Origin of the sequence: Butyrivibrio sp. LC3010 (assembly GCF_000424385.1) — a bacterium.
In the GTDB taxonomy this organism is placed as follows: Bacteria; Bacillota; Clostridia; order Lachnospirales; family Lachnospiraceae; genus Butyrivibrio.
Genome location: NZ_KE384180.1, coordinates 97,448 through 118,209 on the forward strand (window position 1 = coordinate 97,448; position 20,762 = coordinate 118,209).

17 protein-coding genes, 1 tRNA gene and 1 rRNA gene are annotated in these 20,762 nt (G+C 38.7%); 3 read left to right on the plus strand and 16 right to left on the minus strand.

Features of this window, described 5'->3' with window-relative positions:
• The 5 genes from G622_RS26300 to G622_RS26090 form a co-directional block, all read right to left on the minus strand.
• A partial coding sequence (locus tag G622_RS26300) for a hypothetical protein (RefSeq protein WP_044958242.1) occupies positions 1-980 on the minus strand: 980 nt, incomplete at its 3' end.
• Positions 981-1,125: 145 nt separating this feature from the next.
• Positions 1,126-2,940, minus strand: a complete 1,815-nt coding sequence (locus G622_RS0120880; protein ID WP_026512249.1) for an ABC-F family ATP-binding cassette domain-containing protein — start codon at positions 2,938-2,940, stop codon at positions 1,126-1,128.
• A 51-nt stretch (positions 2,941-2,991) separates the two neighbouring features.
• The gene (locus G622_RS0120885; RefSeq protein ID WP_026512250.1) at positions 2,992-5,214 is read right to left on the minus strand and encodes an AAA family ATPase; all 2,223 of its coding nucleotides are present in this window, start codon (positions 5,212-5,214) and stop codon (positions 2,992-2,994) included.
• Positions 5,214-5,513, minus strand: a complete 300-nt coding sequence (locus tag G622_RS0120890; protein ID WP_026512251.1) for an ATP-dependent Clp protease adaptor ClpS — start codon at positions 5,511-5,513, stop codon at positions 5,214-5,216. Before G622_RS0120890 ends, G622_RS0120885 begins: the two co-directional genes overlap by 1 nt.
• Positions 5,514-5,744: 231 nt before the next feature.
• The gene (locus tag G622_RS26090) at positions 5,745-9,059 is read right to left on the minus strand and encodes a discoidin domain-containing protein (protein ID WP_196814251.1); all 3,315 of its coding nucleotides are present in this window, start codon (positions 9,057-9,059) and stop codon (positions 5,745-5,747) included.
• A 289-nt stretch (positions 9,060-9,348) separates the two neighbouring features.
• Here G622_RS26090 and G622_RS0120900 point away from each other — a divergent pair, with 289 nt between their 5' ends.
• Positions 9,349-10,212, plus strand: a complete 864-nt coding sequence (locus tag G622_RS0120900) for a LysR family transcriptional regulator (RefSeq protein ID WP_026512253.1) — start codon at positions 9,349-9,351, stop codon at positions 10,210-10,212.
• Between the two features lie 151 nt (positions 10,213-10,363).
• Here G622_RS0120900 and G622_RS0120905 read toward each other — a convergent pair whose 3' ends face one another.
• The 6 genes from G622_RS0120905 to G622_RS0120930 all read right to left on the minus strand — a co-directional run bounded on the left by G622_RS0120905 (position 10,364) and on the right by G622_RS0120930 (position 16,887).
• Complete coding sequence (locus G622_RS0120905) at positions 10,364-10,639, minus strand: acylphosphatase (RefSeq protein ID WP_026512254.1); 276 nt, start codon at positions 10,637-10,639, stop codon at positions 10,364-10,366.
• Between the two features lie 232 nt (positions 10,640-10,871).
• Entirely contained in the window at positions 10,872-11,699 is an 828-nt protein-coding gene (locus G622_RS0120910) for a sugar ABC transporter permease (RefSeq protein ID WP_026512255.1), read from the minus strand.
• Positions 11,696-12,982 (minus strand): carbohydrate ABC transporter permease, encoded by a 1,287-nt coding sequence (locus tag G622_RS0120915; protein ID WP_026512256.1) that lies wholly within the window; start codon positions 12,980-12,982, stop codon positions 11,696-11,698. The genes G622_RS0120910 and G622_RS0120915 overlap by 4 nt, the downstream gene beginning before the upstream one ends.
• 12 nt (positions 12,983-12,994) lie before the next feature.
• Positions 12,995-14,449 (minus strand): sugar ABC transporter substrate-binding protein, encoded by a 1,455-nt coding sequence (locus G622_RS0120920; RefSeq protein ID WP_049946008.1) that lies wholly within the window; start codon positions 14,447-14,449, stop codon positions 12,995-12,997.
• Entirely contained in the window at positions 14,446-16,122 is a 1,677-nt protein-coding gene (locus tag G622_RS0120925) for a glycoside hydrolase family 13 protein (protein WP_026512258.1), read from the minus strand. Before G622_RS0120925 ends, G622_RS0120920 begins: the two co-directional genes overlap by 4 nt.
• A gap of 9 nt (positions 16,123-16,131) precedes the next feature.
• Positions 16,132-16,887, minus strand: a complete 756-nt coding sequence (locus G622_RS0120930) for a hypothetical protein (RefSeq protein WP_026512259.1) — start codon at positions 16,885-16,887, stop codon at positions 16,132-16,134.
• Positions 16,888-17,035: 148 nt separating this feature from the next.
• Here G622_RS0120930 and G622_RS0120935 point away from each other — a divergent pair, with 148 nt between their 5' ends.
• Positions 17,036-17,926, plus strand: a complete 891-nt coding sequence (locus G622_RS0120935) for a LacI family DNA-binding transcriptional regulator (RefSeq protein WP_026512260.1) — start codon at positions 17,036-17,038, stop codon at positions 17,924-17,926.
• 124 nt (positions 17,927-18,050) lie between these two features.
• On the opposite strand, the gene G622_RS26675 is transcribed toward G622_RS0120935, so the two are convergent.
• Positions 18,051-18,239 carry a hypothetical protein gene (locus tag G622_RS26675; protein WP_026512261.1) on the minus strand — a complete coding sequence of 63 codons (189 nt, stop codon included), beginning with the start codon at positions 18,237-18,239 and terminating at the stop codon, positions 18,051-18,053.
• A gap of 117 nt (positions 18,240-18,356) precedes the next feature.
• Between G622_RS26675 and G622_RS0120945 the strand changes: the two genes are divergently transcribed.
• The gene (locus tag G622_RS0120945; RefSeq protein ID WP_026512262.1) at positions 18,357-18,890 is read left to right on the plus strand and encodes a histidine phosphatase family protein; all 534 of its coding nucleotides are present in this window, start codon (positions 18,357-18,359) and stop codon (positions 18,888-18,890) included.
• A gap of 3 nt (positions 18,891-18,893) precedes the next feature.
• Here the strand turns inward: G622_RS0120945 and G622_RS0120950 are convergent, their stop codons facing one another.
• The 4 genes from G622_RS0120950 to G622_RS0120965 form a co-directional block, all read right to left on the minus strand.
• Entirely contained in the window at positions 18,894-19,892 is a 999-nt protein-coding gene (locus tag G622_RS0120950; RefSeq protein WP_026512263.1) for a DUF4003 family protein, read from the minus strand.
• A gap of 115 nt (positions 19,893-20,007) precedes the next feature.
• On the minus strand, positions 20,008-20,319 hold the full coding sequence (locus tag G622_RS0120955; protein ID WP_242833036.1) for a phenylpyruvate tautomerase MIF-related protein: 312 nt from the start codon (positions 20,317-20,319) through the stop codon (positions 20,008-20,010).
• Positions 20,320-20,498: 179 nt separating this feature from the next.
• A tRNA-Val gene (locus G622_RS0120960) sits at positions 20,499-20,571 on the minus strand.
• A gap of 88 nt (positions 20,572-20,659) precedes the next feature.
• Positions 20,660-20,762, minus strand: a 23S ribosomal RNA gene (locus G622_RS0120965); the annotation flags it as partial.

The following is a 20,762-nucleotide window of genomic DNA, read 5'->3' on the forward strand; positions in this document are numbered from 1 at the left end:
GGTGCAGGTGTCGGATTCGGCTTTGGTGCAGGTGTCGGATTCGGCTTCGGCGCAGGTGTCGGATTCGGCTTTGGCGCTGGCGTCGGATTTGGCTTTGGCGCTGGTGTCGGATTTGGTTTCGGTGCAGGTGTCGGATTTGGCGCTGGTGTGGGCGTCGGTGCGGGTGCCGGCTTCGGCACTTCTTTAGGTGCTGTTACTATATTACCTGCTTCCACATATTCCATCTTAGTTACCAATCTCCCCTTATTATCATTATAACTATATGCAAATAAACATGAAAATGCATATGCTGTACTAGGATTTAATCCGCCAATTTCATATGCAGATTTATTGACATTGTAGTTATTATATACCTGCCCAATTCCTAAAGCTTTTTTTCTGGCTTGCCTTATCGCAGTAGCTGGATCTGTAGTCTGAGGAACATATCCATAAGTAACCCCGGATACCCAAAAATATGAACCACCTGCTGCAGTAACTCCGGATTTTAATGTATTAACAACATCAGCAAAATCAAGAACTACACTATGATCTGTAGCACCGGCAATTCTCATGGAATAGGAAGAAGGTCTTGTCGTATATACCTCATCCCATATTCCCCAGACTCTGCCACCGCCACCTTTATAGTCCATATACAAATGTATATCTATTCTATATTTTTTTCCAGCCTTTAAATTTTTTACGGTATGATGGAATTGCGTACTTTTTACAGTATGAACTATTGGCTTTGCGTAGGCCCTTTTGCTTTCCTTATACTCAGATATATCAATCTTGAAATCTCTAAATTTTCCTTGATACTTTTTAGTATCTTTATCTTTTAGCCAACTCTTAGCAACTTTGCTCCAATCAAATGAAATTGTTGATGTGGTTGCATCGGTGATAGTAAACTCATGTTGAGCTTTAACAGTAATAGAAGACGTGCCAAACACACAAAAAAACATGCTCAGCACAAATAAAAATGTGAACAGCTTAGATTTTTTCATTATTAAGTTTCCTCCCAAATAAACTTTCCTCAAGAAAACATTCTATAATAAATCAAAAAAACATTCAACAATTATCAATTATACATTTTTGAAATTTCTATTACTGTCCATTATTTTTCACACATAAGTCTAATACTTTAAATAATCATTGGTTCATGCTTTCAAACCTATCTACCATCTCCTGCAACTCAACAAACCTGTTCATTTTATTTTCGATTTGAGCATCTACCTCCTCTTTTTCTTTACTCAGTGCTACCAGTTTGGGATAGTCCGTGGCAGCTTCAGCTATTTTGCCCTCAAGCTCAGTGCTCTTTTTTTCTAGCTCTTCTATCTCTGCTTCGATATTGTCGTATTCCCGCTGTTCTTTAAATGAAAGCTTGGTTTTTTCCCGTGGCGCACGGTATTTTCCCTTAGTTGTCTTATTCTCTGTCTGATTATCTGCATTTACATTATCAGTACGGATTGCTTCCTCAGAGATTTTCTTATGAACTGCATAGTCTGAATAGCCGCCTTCACTCTGATACAAAGTTCCGTCAGATTCAAAAGCAAATATTCTTGTAACTACACGATCAAGAAAATATCTATCGTGACTTACCGTAATAATAATTCCGGCAAATCCGTCAAGAAAGTCCTCCAGGATCCTGAGTGTCTGAATGTCAAGATCATTGGTAGGCTCATCCAGAACGATAACATTCGGCTGTTCCATCAAAACTCTCAAAAGATATAATCTTCTCTTTTCTCCACCTGAAAGCTTGGAAATCGGCGCATACTGCATATCCGGTCCGAATAAAAATCTGTCACACATTACAGAAGCAGAAACTAGACCATCTGATGTTCTGATAAATTCTGCAGTATCCTTTATATAATCAATAACTCTTTTTTCTTCATCCAGGGCTTCGTTTTCCTGCCCAAAATAGCCAATCTTTATAGTCTGTCCGATCTCTACTGAACCCTCATCCGGTGAGATCAAACCTACTATGCACTTCAAAAGTGTTGACTTACCACAGCCGTTTGGCCCGATAATTCCAATTCTGTCAAGCTTATTGAAAGTATATGAAAAGTCTTTAAAAAGTGTTTTACCTTCGTAAGACTTGGAGATATGTTCAAGGATAATAGTTTTATTTCCCATTCTGCTGGGAAGTGCACTAAGTTCTACCTGTCTTTCGTCTTCAGGTCTTTGCCTGTCACGAAGCTCTTCGAATCTCTGAATATGTGCCTTTTGTTTGGTTGAACGTGCTCTTGCTCCTCTCAGCATCCAGGCAAGGTCTTTTCTATAAAGAGCCTGTGCTTTTCTCTCAGCAGCCTGTTCATAATCAAGACGTTGTTGTTTCAACTCAAGAAATCCGGAATAATTGGATTCATAGCGGTAAACATTGCCATTATCAATCTCCAAAATCTGATTGGTAACTTCATCAAGAAAGTACCTGTCATGAGTGATCATAAGAAGAGCGCCTCTGAAATGTCTGAGATACTCTTCAAGCCACTCAATCATATCAGAATCAAGATGGTTAGTTGGCTCATCCATAATCAGAAGATCAGAAGGAGTCATAATCGCAGCGACAAGTGCTGCTCTTTTCCTCTGTCCTCCTGATAAAATTGAAGGATCACATTCAGGATCATCTATTCCAAACTTGGCAAGATTAGCTTTAATTTCACCTTTTTTGTCCCAGTGATCTCCACCGGCATAGATTTTATCTGTGATGTTTTCCAAAAGATTTTTGCTCATATCAAAAGCCGGATTCTGTGGAAGATACGCAATTCTAAGGCCATTACTTGCCACTATCTGTCCGCTGTCAGGCTCGGTAACTCCGGCAACAATTGAAAGAAGTGTGGATTTACCTGTTCCGTTGGTTCCTACTACTCCAATCTTATCCGTATCACTGATGCCAACTGAAATCCCGCTGAGAACAGGCTTTGACATATATATTTTTGATATGTTTTCTACGTTTAAAATATTCATTAACTAAATGCTCCAATAAAATTTCAAAATATCTGTAAAGGCTCATCAACCTCACGAACTGATTTCTTTTGTCTTAACTACAAATTCTCCCTTCGAAGCAGAAATAGTAATTTTACCACCTTTACTCAACTTTCCAAATAGTATTTCATCCACAAATAGCGGTTTAATATCATTTCTTATAACTCTGTCTACTTCTCTGGCCCCAAATTCCTGACTAATGCCGCGCTTTTTTACAAGCTCCTTTGCCTTCTTGTCTGCTGTTACTGCTATCATCTTTTCTTTTAACTGCTCTGACAATTCTGAAAGCTTCTTTTCTACTACTCTCTCCGCCATTTTTTCATCCATACTGTTAAAAGAAACCACTTTGCTGAGTCTGTTTCTGAATTCAGGCTGGAATGTCTGCTTTACCGCATCCATCAAGGCTCCCATATTGTGATTGTCACTGACAAAACCTATTCCGCTTTTACCCAGAAGATTTGCACCTGCATTTGATGTCATTATTATGCAGACATTTCTGAAATCTGCTTTTCTTCCCTGATTATCCGTAAGGGTTGCGTAATCCATAACCTGAAGAAGCACATTGAAAATATCAGGGTGAGCTTTTTCTATCTCATCAAGAAGTAGTACTGCTGTAGGATTTTTCCTTATTGCTTCAGTGAGAATTCCTCCCTCCTCATATCCAACATATCCTGCAGGCGATCCGATGAGTTTTGCCACCGAGTGTTTTTCAGCATATTCACTCATATCAAATCTCACAAGCCTGACCCCGAGCTCATCTGCAAGACTCCTTGCTATTTCAGTCTTACCAACACCTGTGGGTCCAACAAACAAAAGACTTGCCAGGGGCTTACCTTCCTCAGACAATCCCGCCTTTGAGAATTTAACTGCATTTACAACCTGCTCTATAGCTTCATCCTGGCCATAAACGCGCTTTTTAAGTCTCTCTTCAAGCGTTGCAAGCCCTGCAAGATCATCGGTTTCTATGGTCTCAATAGGGATTCTGCATATCTTTGTGAGTATCTCATTTATGACTTTCTTATCTATTGTAAGGTCATTTTTGACACCAGGATGAAGTTTTCTGAAGGATCCTGCTTCATCTATTATGTCTATAGCCTTATCCGGAAGGAATCTTTCATTTATGTACCTGCTGCTCATTTTTACAGCGTATTCTACTACATCATCACTGTATTTAACTCCGTGGTAAAGCTCGTACTTCTCTTTAAGTCCGTTCAATATTTTGACACACTCATCCTCGGAAGGTTCCTTTATTTCAATGTTCTGAAATCTTCTGATAAGGCTCTTGTTTTTCTCAAAATATTTCTTATATTCTTCGTATGTAGTCGCGCCGATAAATCGTATATGTCCATCAGAAAGGTAAGGCTTTAGCATGTTGGAAGCGTCGAATGAGCCTTCTCCTACAGCACCGGCTCCGGACAAATTATGAATCTCATCGATATATATGATGGGCTTCTCCTCTTTTCCTATTTCCGATAAAACCTTCTTGAATCTTTTTTCAAAATCTCCTCTGTACTGGGTTCCTGCAAGCATTCCTCCAAGATCGAGAGCAAATACCTTTGCACCCTTTATTGCATCCGGAACTTCGCCTGATTTTAAAAGCTCTACCAGTCCGTAAGTTATTGCTGTCTTTCCAACTCCCGGTTCTCCTATATGGAGCGGATTATTTTTTTCCTTTCTGCAAAGAATTTGAATCGTCCTTTCCAGCTCTTCTTTCCTTCCTATAAGAGGATTAACATCCTGCAAAGTTTCATTGAGGCACGGAGCATATAATTTCCAGTTATTTTCTCTGTCTGCGGCTGTTTTATCCTGCATACTCTGATCTATATCAAGCTGATAGTCCTCTATATCAGCCATCTCCTGCAAAAGATCTGCCTCCATGATTCCCTGCTGTTCCATGTAGTACAAAGCATAGCTCTCCTCAAGATTCCAAAAGGCATGCACAAGATGTCTTATATGAATCTTGTCGCTGGAGCTTGAATAAGCACTCTGTCCTGCAAATGAAATCAAATAATTAAGGCTTAAGGAAATCTCCGGATCTTTATCATTAACTTTTTCAACATATTCTTCCAAATATGAAAGTAATTGTGCCGAAAGCAGATTGATATCACCACCACACTCTAAAAAGGCTTCTGTAAACACAGGTGTTTCCAGGATAAAAAGGAGCAGCATTTCCGGTGTGACATATTCATAGTTATTGTCTTTTGCAAAATTCACGGCCTTTTGCAAAACTTCCATTGCTTCTTTTGATAAATTCATCACGCCTCCTCCACTGTCATCCTGAAAGGATAACCTTCATTTTTTGCTCTGGTAAGGGCAGCATTTACTTTCGTTGTTGCGAGATCATAGGGATATTTCCCGACAACAGCATGTCCGTTTTTATGAACATTCAGCATAATAGCCTCTGCCGTTACCTCATCCTTATGAAATATATCAACAAGAACTTCCACTACGAACTCCATTGTAGTGAAATCATCGTTATGCATTACCACATTATATTGTCTTGGTTCCTTAATCTTACTCTTGGAACGCTCTTTAGTCGCACCTTGTGTTGCCATTTCAAATCCTCCAATTTATATGATGACTACTTAAGCCATTCAATCGTAAAAAACATTAGAAAGTCAAATATATTGTATATCATTCCATCTGTTTTTTTCATAGTAGTTTTATAATACCTTGCTAAGTGTGTATCCCATCGGAACGTTTTTTATTATAGAAAACCAATGTAAACTCCTACATGAAAAGAAAACAACCCCTAAACATAACGCTTAGGAGTTGCTTCTAGAGATTTATTTCTTAGTTTTTACGATCTTTGTCTTTCCCCAGTTAGAATAAGTCTTCTGGTCACCGGATTCTTTGTAGGTACGAACCCTTACATAATACTTCTTATTAGCTTTAAGTTTGCTGATTTTCTTGCTTGTCTTGGATTTCTTTACGAAAACAGACTTTGTACCGTTTTCAAACTTCTTATCTGTACTATACTGAATTTCGTATCCATTGATACCCTTTACTTTTGTTTTTGATTTTTTGAATTTAATCGTAAAGGATTTTTTACCGGCACTTATCTCAGAAACACTTGCCTTCTTCTGCTTTTCATCAATGGTTTCTTTAGTGCTTTCTTCAACATTCTGAACCTGCACTACTTCAGGAACTTCTGATTTTGATACAGATTCATTTTGAGGTGCATTACCGGTCTGCGTTTTTACTTCAGGTACAGTTTGTGAAGCGTTTCCACCTTCTGTTCTTCCTGTGGAGCCGTTCTGATTAGTACTTTCGTTTCCGGGAGTTCCTTCAGAGCCACTCTGGTTTGAATTTGAATCATTCTGACTTGCATTCCCGCTTTCAGGAATTACTGCCGAATCATCCTGATTCTGGTTTTCGTTTTCAGGTATTGTACCCTGCTCTCCAGGATTTTCATTTTCATTATCATTTCCGGACTCAGTGCCTTCATCCGTATCCTTATCTTCAGTAGCAGGCACATCCTTCTTTATAAGTTCAAGTCCTTTAGCAGTGTCATATACAGCTGTAACAGATGATGCCCCATTAAGGCTAAGAACTGTTGTCTGAAGGAGCTGATCGTCAACATAGATGCTGACATTATGCTCACCTGCGGGAAGATAATCTGTAAATCTGTATTTCTTCAGAGAAGTCTGTACCATTTCTTTTCTGTCTTCTCCAAAGCTGACAGTTACATTGGCTTTACCTGCCTCCTGATCATATGTGCTTCCATCTGCCAGTTTATATGTAACCTTTCCTTTATTTATTGAGTCAAACCACTCACCTGTAATTGAGTTTACAAATAACACGAATGTATCTGTTTCTTTATCGGTTGCAGGGAATGTTACGGTTGCATTTGAGGAAGGAACCTCTCCGTTACTCCATGCCCCGTCAAAGTTTATCTTAAACTCATAAGATACAGAGTTTTCAGGAACTGTGTATGTGTAGGTACGCTTAAACACACCACCACCAATATAATCAAGGCAGGAAGGTGTATTTGCCTGATCCCAGCCACCAAACTCTTTAAATTCGTTTATGCCTGTTCTGTTGAAAAAGTTTCCTGTCCAATGCGCTGTCTTCTTGATATCCTGAACTACATTGCCATTAGCATCCTTATGACTGTCAAAACCTGTCACGATTTTATCCTTATCGGCAAAGTATCTCACAATTACATTTTTCGAAGATCCAGAAACTGTGCACTGTCTCTCCTTGACAACATTTCCGTTCACGATGATGCTGATGGTGTTATCTCCGGAATTAAGCGGCAGGATAGCTTCATACATATTTCCATCATAAAGCGCCATATTTGCGACCTGATCACCTGCCTTAACCTGAAGGAAATCACCTGGATACGCCTTAACTGTTACGTTTTCGTCTTCCTCAGAAGGCTCATCATTTGAAGGAGCAGGATTTTCAGGCTCTGCAGGTTCATCTGTATTTTCCGGTATTTCACTTTCTCCGGGTTCCTCTGTCTGCTCAGGTCTCTGATAATATGCCTCTATCTCAAACATACTTACATAAGGTCCTGAGAAAGAAGAAACATGAACTCTTAAATATCTTCCCTCTGTTTCGTCAAATTTTATATCAAGTGGTTCTGTGGAAGTACTCTCACCGCTTGCAACAACACGATAGTCGCTGTCATATGAATCAGACATTTCTACAGTAAACACGGCATGTTCAGTGTTTACATAAGTACCTGTTCCACCAAAATACAGAATTACTTCATCAAGTTTTGTACTCGTTCCGAAATCTACTGCATACCAGATATCCGGATCCTCTTCATGGGATACTAAAAATGATGTGTAGCTTCCATCTGTAAGGTTTCCAACATTTCTTGCTCCGATTCCTCTCGTTGAACCTCTTCCGTTAGAAGAAGCGCTACCCTGCTTACCCTTTGCAAGGTTTGTATTGCCGTCCATGCCTCTTCCTTCAAGACTCGGCACATTTGTAAGATCCTTATATATACCTGTATATTTAAGTGATGTTGCTTCAATCAGATTAACAGTTTCTGCATTATATGAAACTCTGTTATTTTTATAATCTGCACTTTCTACCAAAGCCTTTAAAGCATCGATATCTTCTGAAGTAAAACTGAATGCTTCTTCTTTTCCTGTAAGTGTGTAGTAAATAGTACTTGCGGATATCAGGCTGGCAAGATCGTTACCGTGTACATTATCACCCTTCCTGTACCACTTTTTGTTCTTATCAAAATAAAGCTCATAATAAGCTTCACCTGCCGGTGCGAGCTTTGCATTAAAATCTTTTGCAACTGAGACGTAAGCATCAGTTACTGTTGTCTGCATGCTTTTAAGAACATCTTCATTTGCCCAGGGCATATAAAAAACGAGCTGTGGCTGTGAAGGCGCTTCCTGAATCCATGGATAAAAAGCCTCTGCTCCCTGACGTAAAAGAGCTTCTGAAAAGCCTGAGGATTTTTCCTGAAGAATTACGAAATCATAACCACCATTTACAATAGCCTCTCTGGTACTATCCTTTAAGATATCAGCCTGATCGAACAAGGATGCTCCCATCTGTGTTCTGGTATCAATCTGTGCAGTTACTCCATCAAGTGCATAAAGCGCTGTCAGTTTTCCTGCCACATCGTTATATCTGGTAAGGCTGTTTCCTACCATGAGGATCTTTACAGTATCTGAAGCTTCATCATCAGCAAGATTGACTGACAGAGTTGTGAATTCTTCATCCCCTGAAGATTCAGTCTCTGCCGCATCATCTGCTGTTGTTTCTTCAGTCTCTGTAACTTCTTCGTTTTCTGCAACTTCTTCATTTGCCGGAGTAACATCAGTAATAACTTCATCTCCATTTCCTGAGGTTACAGTGCCGGATAATGTGACATTCTCTTCGATTTTTTCACTTTCCGTTTCGTAAGACTCGGCTTCTTCACCTATTTGAGAATTGATATCAAAAATACCTGTTTCATCGACATTCTCAAAATCTTGTGATTCATTACCTGTCACGAGTTCTTCCAACTGCGTGTTTTCTGCTGCAAATGATGTTAACGTCCCCTGTTGTAACACCATCGTCACAAAGACGATTGCAAGCATTAATCGCGCTAAAAGTTGTTTTCCCTTTCGCTTTTTTCCTCCCATAAACATTAGTTTCTCCTTTTTCTCTTCCCACCACAGATTCGGCAGCAAAATCCCGCAGGAAGTGCATCTACGTTACTGTAATGTGCTGCCTATAAGCGCCAATAAAAGTATATCTAAGAGAAAAATTGAAAAAAAATACCAAAACCTATATAATCTTATATATATTTATATATATGCAAATCTATAGCCATACTGCGATTAATCCTGTATTAAGTTCATCTTATATCTGAGCTAAATACAAAATGCACTCACCACCTTTTCACAAAACTTATATTCACAGAGGACTCGAATGAATCTATTGGAACTACGCTATTTCAGAACTGCTGCAACACTGGAGAATTTTTCAAAAGCTGCCGAGCATCATCTCATACCGCAATCAGCTGTAAGTATTACAATCAAAAAACTTGAAAATGAGCTTGATTGCAAGCTATTTGACAGATCCGGGAAGGCAATAAAATTAAATGCTAATGGCAAGCGTTTTTTAGAAACCGTCGACCGCTCACTTAGCATTCTGGATGAAGGAATTAATTCCCTCAGGAAACCTTCCGTAAAAGGTATTGGAATAAATATTCAAAGCGGAATACATTTTATGACTTATCTTGTTCCTGATTTTGAGAAAAATTATCCCGGTATAAGAATTTTCTTTTTGCAGGGGAATGCTGTCAAAAATAAGGAAGCGGATTTTACCTTTTTCCAGCTTCCAATAGACGACAATAAATATGAATATAAAGTACTGATGGAAGATGAAATAATGGCAGCTATACCAAAATCTCATCATCTGGCCGGTAAAAAGGTTGTTGATTTAGAGAAACTCTCTGACGAGTCTTTTATCGCATATGATCCGAATAATCAGCTAAGAAGATTCACAGACTCATTGTGCAAAGATGCAGGATTTGAGCCAAGCATATCCTTTGAAGCTGACGATATGAAAAGCCTGCGCTCCATGGTTGAAGCGGGTCTTGGTATCGCTCTTGTTCCTTCCACATCCTGGCTCCAAAGCATGTCAGGATATGCATCTCTTATGCAGTTAAAAAATCATCCCACAAGGACTCTGGCTTTGGCATATCCAAAAAACAAAGAATTAAGTCCTGAAGAGCAGCTTTTTTTGGAGTTCACAGAGTCATGGTTCAGTAATCTGTCGGCTACTGTATAGTGTAGCTGCTTATATTAACTCGACTATATGTTTACAAAATGAATCCCACAGCTGTTTTTAACTGCGGGATTTAAATGTGCAATTATATTTGATGCAATTATACTATCCTATCACAACCTTTTTGTCTATATATGCCCCAAACAATTTCAGTTTAATATTTTATTTGAAATGAATGCTCTTCCTCCAAGGGTATTGTAGCCATCGTCATATCCAGCACATCGATATAGCGACCTTCCTTTACCTGCTCGATAAACCTATAAATGGAATCTCTGTCCCCCTGAACTTCTACAGTGACAGAGCCATTCCACTCATTTTTAACCCATCCTGTCAATCCCAATCCGGTAGCAACATGGTATGCTCTATATCTAAAACCAACACCTTGTACATATCCTTTGAATATCAAGTGTGCTCTTATCTTTTCATTCATAATCTATTCCTTCAATACTCACTGGAAATCAGGATGTTCACCTGACCACCCTTCCTGGTATTAGGGTTATTTACAATTTCTATGAATATTTTTATTGTAGCAGATGAAGTATATATTGGGACTAGAAATGTTTGAATTTCAAGCAGCCTGCTATGTCCATCACAAAAGACAAAAAAACAGGCACATAAGTTTTAACTTATTATGCCTGTTCTCCACATTTGAAACATGTTTCTCACTGTTTAACAGCACCATCCGATACTCCTGCAACCAGGAATCTGGAAAGAGAAAAATAAAGAATTACTATTGGAACTGCAATAAAAATAGCTCCGGCAGCGAATCTTGAGAATTCAGTCTCTCCCAGGTGGGTAAGACCGACAGCAACAGTCCATAGATCTCTGTTTTTCAGAAGCATATTTGGCAGAATAAAATCACTCCAGGGCCATGCAAAAGATGTCAGAGCCGTGTAAACAAGTATCGGCTTGGACAAAGGGAGTGTTACCTTCCAAAAAATCTCCGGATTGGTTGCTCCATCAATTCGCGCAGCTTCATATATAGAATTACTTATAGTATCAAAATATCCCTTCTGAACCAAATATCCCATTGGAGCTCCGGCTGAATATATCAGAATCAGACTCCAAAGGTTATTTATCATATTGAAATTGATCATGATAAGATAAACAGCTGTCATTCCCATAAAACTCGGGAACATACTTAATATCAGAGTCGTTTTCATAAGTGGTTTTCTCATTTTGAACCTGAATCTGCTCATGGTATAAGCTGTGAGTATCACCAGAATTGTAGAAATCACACATGAAAAGCCTGCTATAAACAACGTGTTCCTTAGCCAGCTGGGATAATCATACATCTGAGTATCTGAAAAAAGCTTCACATAAGTCGCCGTGCTATAACTCTTCGGAAAAAATCCGTCAAAATCATAAATCGAACCTGACGAAGAAAATGAAGCCAGGATCAGCCAAAATACCGGAAAGAAAAACACTAATGAAACCGCGATCAGAATCAAATATGTAATAATAACTTCAGAGATTTTCTCTTTTTTCATCTGAATGTATCCTCCTTTTTAAAGGCTGAAGAATTTACATAAGCTGTAAGTGATATTACAGACGTGATAATGAAAATAATCAGACTGACAGCCGCACCTATTCCATAATAGTTGTTATCTATGGAAAGGTTGTACAGCCAGTTAATAAGCAGGTCTGTATCACTTGCAAGGAAATAATCATCAAGATACAATCCGCCTCTTAAAAAGTAGAACACGCCAAAATTATTGAAATTCCCAACAAAGCTTGTTATAAGCGTCGGAGTAGTCGAAAACACAACAAACGGTAATGTCAGATTGGTAAACTGCTTCCATCTGCCTGCTCCGTCAAGCGAAGCTGCTTCGTACAATTCATTATTCATGTTGGAGAGAATACCTGTTGCGAGAAGCATCGATGTAGGTATTGATATCCATGCATTTACCAAAAGTCCTATTATTCTGGCTCTCCATCCGGCATCTATATCAAGAAATCCAATACTTGTTCCTCCCATAGCTTTGATGTAATAGTTAATTGGTCCGCCATAGGAAAACATAAATTTAAATCCTAAAAGTGTAATAAATCCCGGTACCGCATAGGCGATGATAGGAAAAGCTCTCCATATCGCTTTACCCTTTACACACCTTTTATTCAGCAGCAGTGCCAACAGAAGTCCGCCAAAATAATTAAGCAGAGTTGCACAAATTGCCCAGGTGATATTCCAGCCAAGAATTTTAACAAAGGTTCCCTTTATTCCTGATAGAGAGAATATCTGCCTGAAATTATCAAGTCCTATCCAATCGATGAGCTTAGGTGGAACGATGTTTCCACCATAGTTCGTAAATGCGATGAGGATCATAAAAATGATTGGCAAAACATTAAATATCAGAACCCCGATCACAGGAAAAAACAGCGCCACAACATAAAACTTTTTATCCACAAATGCCAGCACTGATCTGTAAAAGGAAGGCAACATTTTGCCGCTTCCGGCAAGTCTTTCTGTCTCTTTTATGTCTTTAATATTGGCTAAATAGAAAATTATAACGGCACCAAGTATTAAAAAAGATAGAATTCCCCGGAGCATCATGATAACTGAATCATCGCCCTCTGTTCCAAGCCATGGATCAGCTTCAACAGTGCCCAAAGTGAAAAAACCTGTCATATCACCTATACCTGAGGTGAATAAGTACCACAGGTATAAGCCCAAAATTCCCATGTATAGCAGTCCCTTTATGCGCTGACCATACAGGAACTGCCCAAGTCCCATTATTATATAGGAGCATTTAGTTTTTATACTACTTGATTTCATTACAACTGCTCCTTAATTTGACAATGTATAGATTGCATCATAGATACTCTTAGATGTGCTCTCCAGTGCAGTCTGCATTGCATTTTCATCTGCGTATTTTACAGCTTCGTTCTTCTTTTCTCTGAACGCATCCTTGGCCACATCGCTAAGGAGTGTTCCAACAGGATCCCAGATCTGATCTACAGCCTTTACTGAAGGCATAAGATAAATATGTCCTTCATTTAAGCTCTCAAATATCATTGATGTTACACCACCTATGTCACCAGCAACATCAGATCTTGTAGGAGCTATTCCCAAAAGCTCTGCCCTTTTTGCAACCATGTCATAACCTGTAGCAAAGTTAACGAATTCAATACAAGCCTCTTTATTTTCGGTATAGGCGCTTATTCCATACCCATTTACACCTCCCATAACGATAGTATCCTTGTCCTTTTCATCAGAAGAAAGATCACCGGAAGAAGGCATTTTTGAAGGAAGTTCCACCATACCAAGATTTTCGGTCGCCTTTTCATCTGCTTCGTTTTCACTAAGACCCTCGTTCTGATATACTTCTTTTAATCTGTCATGGAAAAGCACATAGGTATCAGGTGTAGAAATTGAGCAAAAATAAGTACCATCTGCAACCTTTGAATATCTGCTCTGCTTTATTGAATCATCAAGGCTCTCCTCGCTCATGATTCCTGAGAACTGTCTGAGTGCCATCATGCCCTTTGCAGCATCTCCTTTATCAAAACCTATATCCTCAGAATTCACTGTGCCATCTTCACCCTTACCAAATACATATCCGCCATAGGAGAAGAAAAACTCTGCCATCATGTACAAATCATTGCAGGGTGCAACCAGACCATATTTTTCACCATTAGAGCTGTTTACTATTTCCTCAGAATATTTGTAAAGAGAGCTCCAATCCTCAAGAAAATCCGGTGTGCCATTGCTGTCACTATCATTAGTACTCTCCCAGCCTTCAGGTAAAAGATCTTTTCTATAAAAAAGCATCGGTTCCTGAACATTAACCGGAATTCCGCATGTATACTGCTTTCCGTCAACTGATAATGTAAATGCATTCCAGGCTTCTTCAGGAATCTTATCTGCACATTCAAAGTCTTCTCTGTTTAATGCAAGAATATGCTTATCCTCAGCGTAAGCCATGAGCTTATCATTTGCCTGATAAATAACATCAGGACCATAACCATAAGGGCCGTTTTCTGCAAGATTACTGTATTCCTCCATGTTTGCATCAACAGCCTTTATTCCTTTGTCCTTATATGCCTCGTTGAATGCATTCAAAAGCTCGTCAAGGTAGCCTTTTTCTTTAGCAGTGTCGTTTTCCAATATTCTAAGAGTTATTTCTCCACCTTCAGCGGAAGCCTCATTATTAGTTGCCCCGCTTTTACCACATGCTGTCAGAGCGCCTGCAAGTACCATTGCAAGCATTACTACCCCTGCTCTGTTTTTCCGTCTTATCATATTTCGCCTCCATCAACAAAAAGCCTGTATTTCCATGGCTTAACTTCTATATTTTTATATATCCCTGCTTTATCAGTCTGATTAATCAAAAGTTCAGCATCTGAAACTTTTCCGTGTCTCTTAACTGCCAGAATTCTTCCGTCTTCAGACGCTTCAATTCTAGTTCCTGCATACTCAAACAAACACTCACGCCTGACATCAGATAATTTCTTTATCAAAACCTTAACATCCAGATCCTCTGTTGCTGCCCTCCAATCCATACATCTCCTGCAATCAGGGTCATATCCACCCGGTGTATAAACCTCGGTCCCATAAAATACAGAAGGCGCTCCCGGGAAAAGATATAACAGACAAAGAGCAGCTTTTAATTTATCCCTGTCTTCTGAAACTTCACTGAAAAATCTGTCGGTATCATGACTATCAAGCAAATTCAACATCATGTCATTTACTGTATCTGTATTTCTTGCTAAAATATCATTTAATTTTGCAGCTACCATTTTAGCATCCATTTTGTTATATGCAAAATAGTCAAGAGCCGCTTTGGTAAACGCATAGTTCATTATGCTGTCATACTGATCACCTCTAAGATAGTTCGAGGCATCATGCCAGTTTTCACCGATAATTACAACTTCATCCTTTGCTGCTTTAACATCTTTACGGAATCTTCTCCAAAAATCATGGCTGACTTCATCGGATACATCCAGTCTCCATCCATCAATATCGAATTCATTTATATAATATGTAGCTATCGAAATAAGATATTCCTGGACCTCTTCATTTGAAGTATTCCACTTGGGCATGTAATCACATCCTGCAAATACCTCGTAATTTAGAGGCTCTTTACACGGGAAATCTCCATCTATGACAAACCACTTATAATAAGGAGAAGCCTTTCCTTTTTTTATAACATCCTGAAACTTGTCATTAAGCTCACTCACATGATTAAAAACAGCATCCAGAACTATCTTCATGCCTCTCTTATGAAGCTCGCTTACCAGATTTTTCAGGTCCTCTTTATTTCCAAAGTGTTCATCGATCTCAAAGTAATCAACTGTATCATATTTATGATTCGATGGAGCTTGAAAAATAGGCGTAAGGTACAGCGCATTAAAGCCAAGATCCTTTATGTAATCAAGCTTTTCAATTATGCCTTTTATATCACCTCCGGCAAAACTTTTAGGATTGGGGATTTCTCCCCACTTCAGGTTTATATAATCTGTGTTCTTGTCTTTATCACCAATGGCAAATCTGTCGATGAAAATCTGATAAAAGCAGGCATCCTTTATCCAATCCACCCTTTTTAACACATCATTTTCATTGATGTATGGATATTGGAAAAAATTGTAGTATCCCTTGGTGAAATCGTAGCTTTTTGTTAATCCGTCCTCGGAAAAATAATAATAATCTTTTCCATCATAGATATAGAAAACATAGGCCAGTCTGGTATCTGCAAGCTCCAGTGTCACTGAATAATAATTAAACAGCTTCCCTGTCAGCTCTTTTTCCATCTGCTTCTTTTTATGGGATTCGCCTATTTTATACTTGCTCTCGTAGAGCACCCACACCTTAATCTCATCATCACAGGCTGCTCTTAGTTTTAATATCATCTTATTGTCAGAAACAGGAAAACAATATGATGAATCCGGTATATGTTGCAATGCGTGCTGATTCATTCCTGCTCCTTACTCTGCTGCTTCTGTAACCGGATCTGAATTTCTGACAACAGATAAAGTATCCTGTGCTTCATTATCGGGATTTGTGTTAAGAGTAATTGTGTAATTACCATCCTGCTTAACCTGAACATTGGCTGTATCATCTGTACCGCCAAGACCGCCTGCATTCTCCATCTGCTCAGGATCTATATCAGTGAACTTACCAAAGCCCTTCTGTCCGTCCCATGACCAGTCATGAATGACCTGGAACTGATCACCTTCATACAAGTCTATGCTCAATGAAAATTCATTTGTATTCCCTGTAGGAGTTAACTGAAACTGTGCTTTTTCGTCATCGCTAAGGTCTGCCGCCCAGTTATTTAAAGCAAGTGATCCCTTTGCAGAAGTTCCTGCTACATACCAAAGTCTTGTATCTTCTGCAACTTCGTCTGCCCTGAAATCTCCATATAAAGTTGTATCCTTTGTAAAAGTATCAGTCGTTAAATCCTTCTTACTTGATTCCAAATATGTAGGTGTCTCAAACCATCCATTAAACTCTCCATTATCTGTTGCCTCATAGCTTTCATAAGAAGCTGCATCCAGAACCTCTCCTGCTTTTGCAGATACAGTACCTAACGTTTCATCCTGATTCATAAAGGTTATTGTGATATCCTCTGCCACAGGCTCTTTTGCTGTGGATTTTCCACACCCTGCTAAGATCACTGTAGCCAGTAAACTCCCAGCTAATACTACTGTCAGATTTTTTGCAATTACATTATTTTTCATTTTTATCCTCCGTTCGTCGTTGTTAACCTTGTTAAGTTAATTGTTAAATTAGTAATAACACGGCATTAACCACTTGTCAATATCAAATGTATCTGCTATTATTGGGTTAACTTGTTAACTTAACGAAATAATTAGGGGATTTCACTTTATGAGTAATGAAAAAAAAGCAACCGTTAGAGACATAGCCCGACAGGCCGGTGTATCAGTTGCAACCGTTTCATATGTACTTAACGATAAAAAGGGGGCAAAAATTAGTGACTCCACCAGAAAAAAGGTTCTTCAGGTCGCTAATATGCTTAATTACAGCATTCCCGAAAAATACAAATCCGGAACTGAGCGCAAGGAGACCTATTCTATCGGCGTGGTTTACGCCTTAACTCCCGAATCACCTTCCAGAAGTGCTGAGATTATGCAGCTCATTAGCCTTTTAGCTGAGCGCTTTGCAAGAATGAAATATAAATTTATTCTTATTCCTATGGAACCTTCGGCTGATTCTTATGAACCTGTTAGCGGACTTGATGGCATAATAGCCATAGATTTGAATGAACATGATTTCAAGATAATGTCCGGTAATTATTACGTTCCTGTCCTGTGTCTTGATATGATGATAAATGATTTTCTCTTTTATCAGATCCACACAGATATAGAAACCTTGGTAAAAACCGCGTCTGAAAAATTCGGTAATGATTTCTATCTTATAACTGATAAATACTACAACGAGGGATATCTCCAGTATCTCTCACTGGCCATGCCTAAAGGCAAATTTTTTATTTATTCAGAGATGTCTGATAAGGATTTTAAGAAACTTGAAAACAAAAAAGTGCTCGTTCTTGGTACTTTTCTTGGACTTGAAGTAAAGCAATTTATCTCTGAAGCTAATCTGATCGTTATTTCAACACTAGATAGCGAAAACACAGTGCCTCCAAAATCATTAACCATACATAATGATATAAATAAAAAAGCTAATCTGGCTGTGAATATCATGATGAATGCACTGGAAAAGAAATTTGATGTCAAACATGAATATAAGGTTTGCTAGACAATATTAAACTGCCCGGAACTATAGTGTCCCGGGCAACAAACAGTATTTGCATTTGATGTGATAATCCGCAGATTTATGAAATTCTTACATTCCTACTAATTCTGCAGCAGGCACAGGGTTTTCATTTGTTTTTGCTTTCAATTATAATTCCATCTTTCATGATGCAGTTTTTCTTCATCATTTGTGGAATCACCTGATTATGAGTGACCATAAGCATAGTGATGCCGAATTCTTTATTTATTTTTTCGAGAAGAATAAGTGTTTTCTTTGCAGTAGCTGAATCAAGAGCACCTGTCGGTTCATCGCACAAGAGAAAGCTTCACTGCCTAATCTCACAGTAAAGATATAGAATCAAGATTTCTATATTTGCAGGAAAATAGTATAATCATTATGCAAAAATTTTCTGTAACATATGGAAGGAATACTTATGAACCATTTTTATTTTGTAAGACATGGCGAAACTGTGTGGAACGTTGAAAATAAGATATGTGGTGCAACAGATATAGAGCTTACAGAAAAAGGACACGATCAGGCTATCGAGGCTGGAAGAAAAATCCTTGAAATGGGCGTAACAGCAGACCTAATAATCACCTCTCCACTAATAAGGGCTAAAGAAACCGCAAGGCATATTTCCGAAGTTACCAGGATACCCATGAAAATCGAGCCTCGCCTTATTGAGCAAAATTTTGGAAGATATGAATCAACTCCCAGGGATGGTGCAGAATTTCATGAAGCAAAAAAAGACCTGGCAAGTCGCTTTGGCACAGGTGAATCTATGCTTCAGGTCGCTCACAGGATATATGGTCTTTTGGATGACATTAAAGAAAGCGACAAAGAATATATCCTTGTCGCCCATAATGGTCTTGCCCGTATCATCGAGTCATATTTCAGAGAAATGACTAACGAAGAATTCTCCTCTTTTGGGATAAAAAATTGCGAAATAAAGAGGTATGATTTCTAATCCTTAATGTGAAGTTGATGCTGCAGCTGCACTCGCTGTTATGACAAGCATCATTGTTATCAGGATGGCAGTCTGTAGCGCAACTATTCTTCCTATTTCTCCTCCTATTGAAGATGCATTTGCCTTGTATTCACCTGCAAGATATGATTGAGATACCAGCATTGTTCCAAACATCAATCTGGTCTCTCTGCCCATGTCAAACATACCGAATCCCTTTTTACCCTTAAGATAATCAGCAACCTCGATAATTTCTGAAACGAGCTCTTCTTTATCTACATCGATATCTATCAGTGCTCCAAGTGATGCCAGCTCGTAATCTTTTCCATACTTTGCGCCTGCATCTTTAAACGCATTATACAGATTCAGTGCCCTTTCACATTTTTCCTCAACGCTTCCTTCATAAGCTGTAAGCACTTGTGTCAGTGAATATGCAGCATCATCATGGAACGCAAAGTCCTTCTTAATTATCTGATATGATTTTTCAAGTTCAGTCAGGATATCCTCTACGCTCTTATCCGTCATGGCAAGCAATACCACAAAACAGGTATCCTCATCTGATGTAATAAAAGGATGCACTTTTTTCATTCCAACAAGAATTTCATTTGTTTTTTCTATTATTCTATCAGCCTCTGAATATTTACCCTGATCGACTATGCTCATCGCAGCAAGCACTTTGTATGATGAACCGAAAATCTTGCCCTTATTGAATTTATCATAGACGTCACTAATCTCATCTAAATATCTTTCAGGATTACCACTTAATGCCATCTTCGTAGAAATTATGATCTCGTTATATGATCTGAACTCTGAAAAAATCCCCTTTTTTTCACTGAGCAGCTTTTTTGATTCCTTTATGAGCTCCACATCTAGGGCCTTATCCTTTTCTACAAAAGCAGCTGCTGCAACAGCATTTGTAAGACTATGCTCAAATATAAAGCCCTTACACATAGCGGTTTGATTATCTACTAATAATTTGCTTCTTCTTTCAATGATTTCTCTCATACCTAACCTCCCACAATAATGTAATTACATGCTATTTTACACCAATCCTATCAACATAAAATAGCCTCGAAACAATATTCTTCCAGCTATAAAAACGGCATTAATAAAATGTTTTTCAGAAGTTGCTTCCATTCCATCCCCAATCATCCGAACCAAAATAACTGATGTACATATGATCCGGTGCTACTCCGAGAACATCTCCGCATATACCTGTAAGTTCCTTTGTCATCTTTCCATATACATCAGATGATGCGTTCCCATAAATTTTAACTTCAATAAAAGCTGTGGGCTGTGAATCATCCCCTCTGAAATACATCGGGATACCTCCCTCGATTGCAAGCATGAGCCAGCTTTCACTTTTTCCGGGAATTATTGAGATTGCCTCTCCCAGACGCTCCTTTAGCTGTGTTTCCTTTTCCTTTAGCATGCTCATTATGTTTCTATTACAAACTATAACTTCATCGTATTTTTAATGATACCATTTTTGTCTGATTTTATCTTCATTTTGATTATTTTGGCATCGCTAAATACTAAAAAACGCTTATCTTAGGATGTTTCCCAAAATAAGCGTCAAATGTTATATCTATTTATAGTTATGCACAAAAATGGGGCCTACAGGGCTCGAACCTGTGACCCTCTGCTTGTAAGGCAGATGCTCTCCCAGCTGAGCTAAGACCCCAAATTTAAACAAATATTATTCTCCGTACCTTCAAAACCGAACACTGAATACTTCATCTTTGATCCACTTTTTTCGTTCTATATCCATATTGGACAAGCCCTCGACCTATTAGTACACATCAGCTGAACACGTTACCGTGCGTACACCTTGTGCCTATCTACCTCATAGTCTCTAAGGGGTCTTACTGCTAA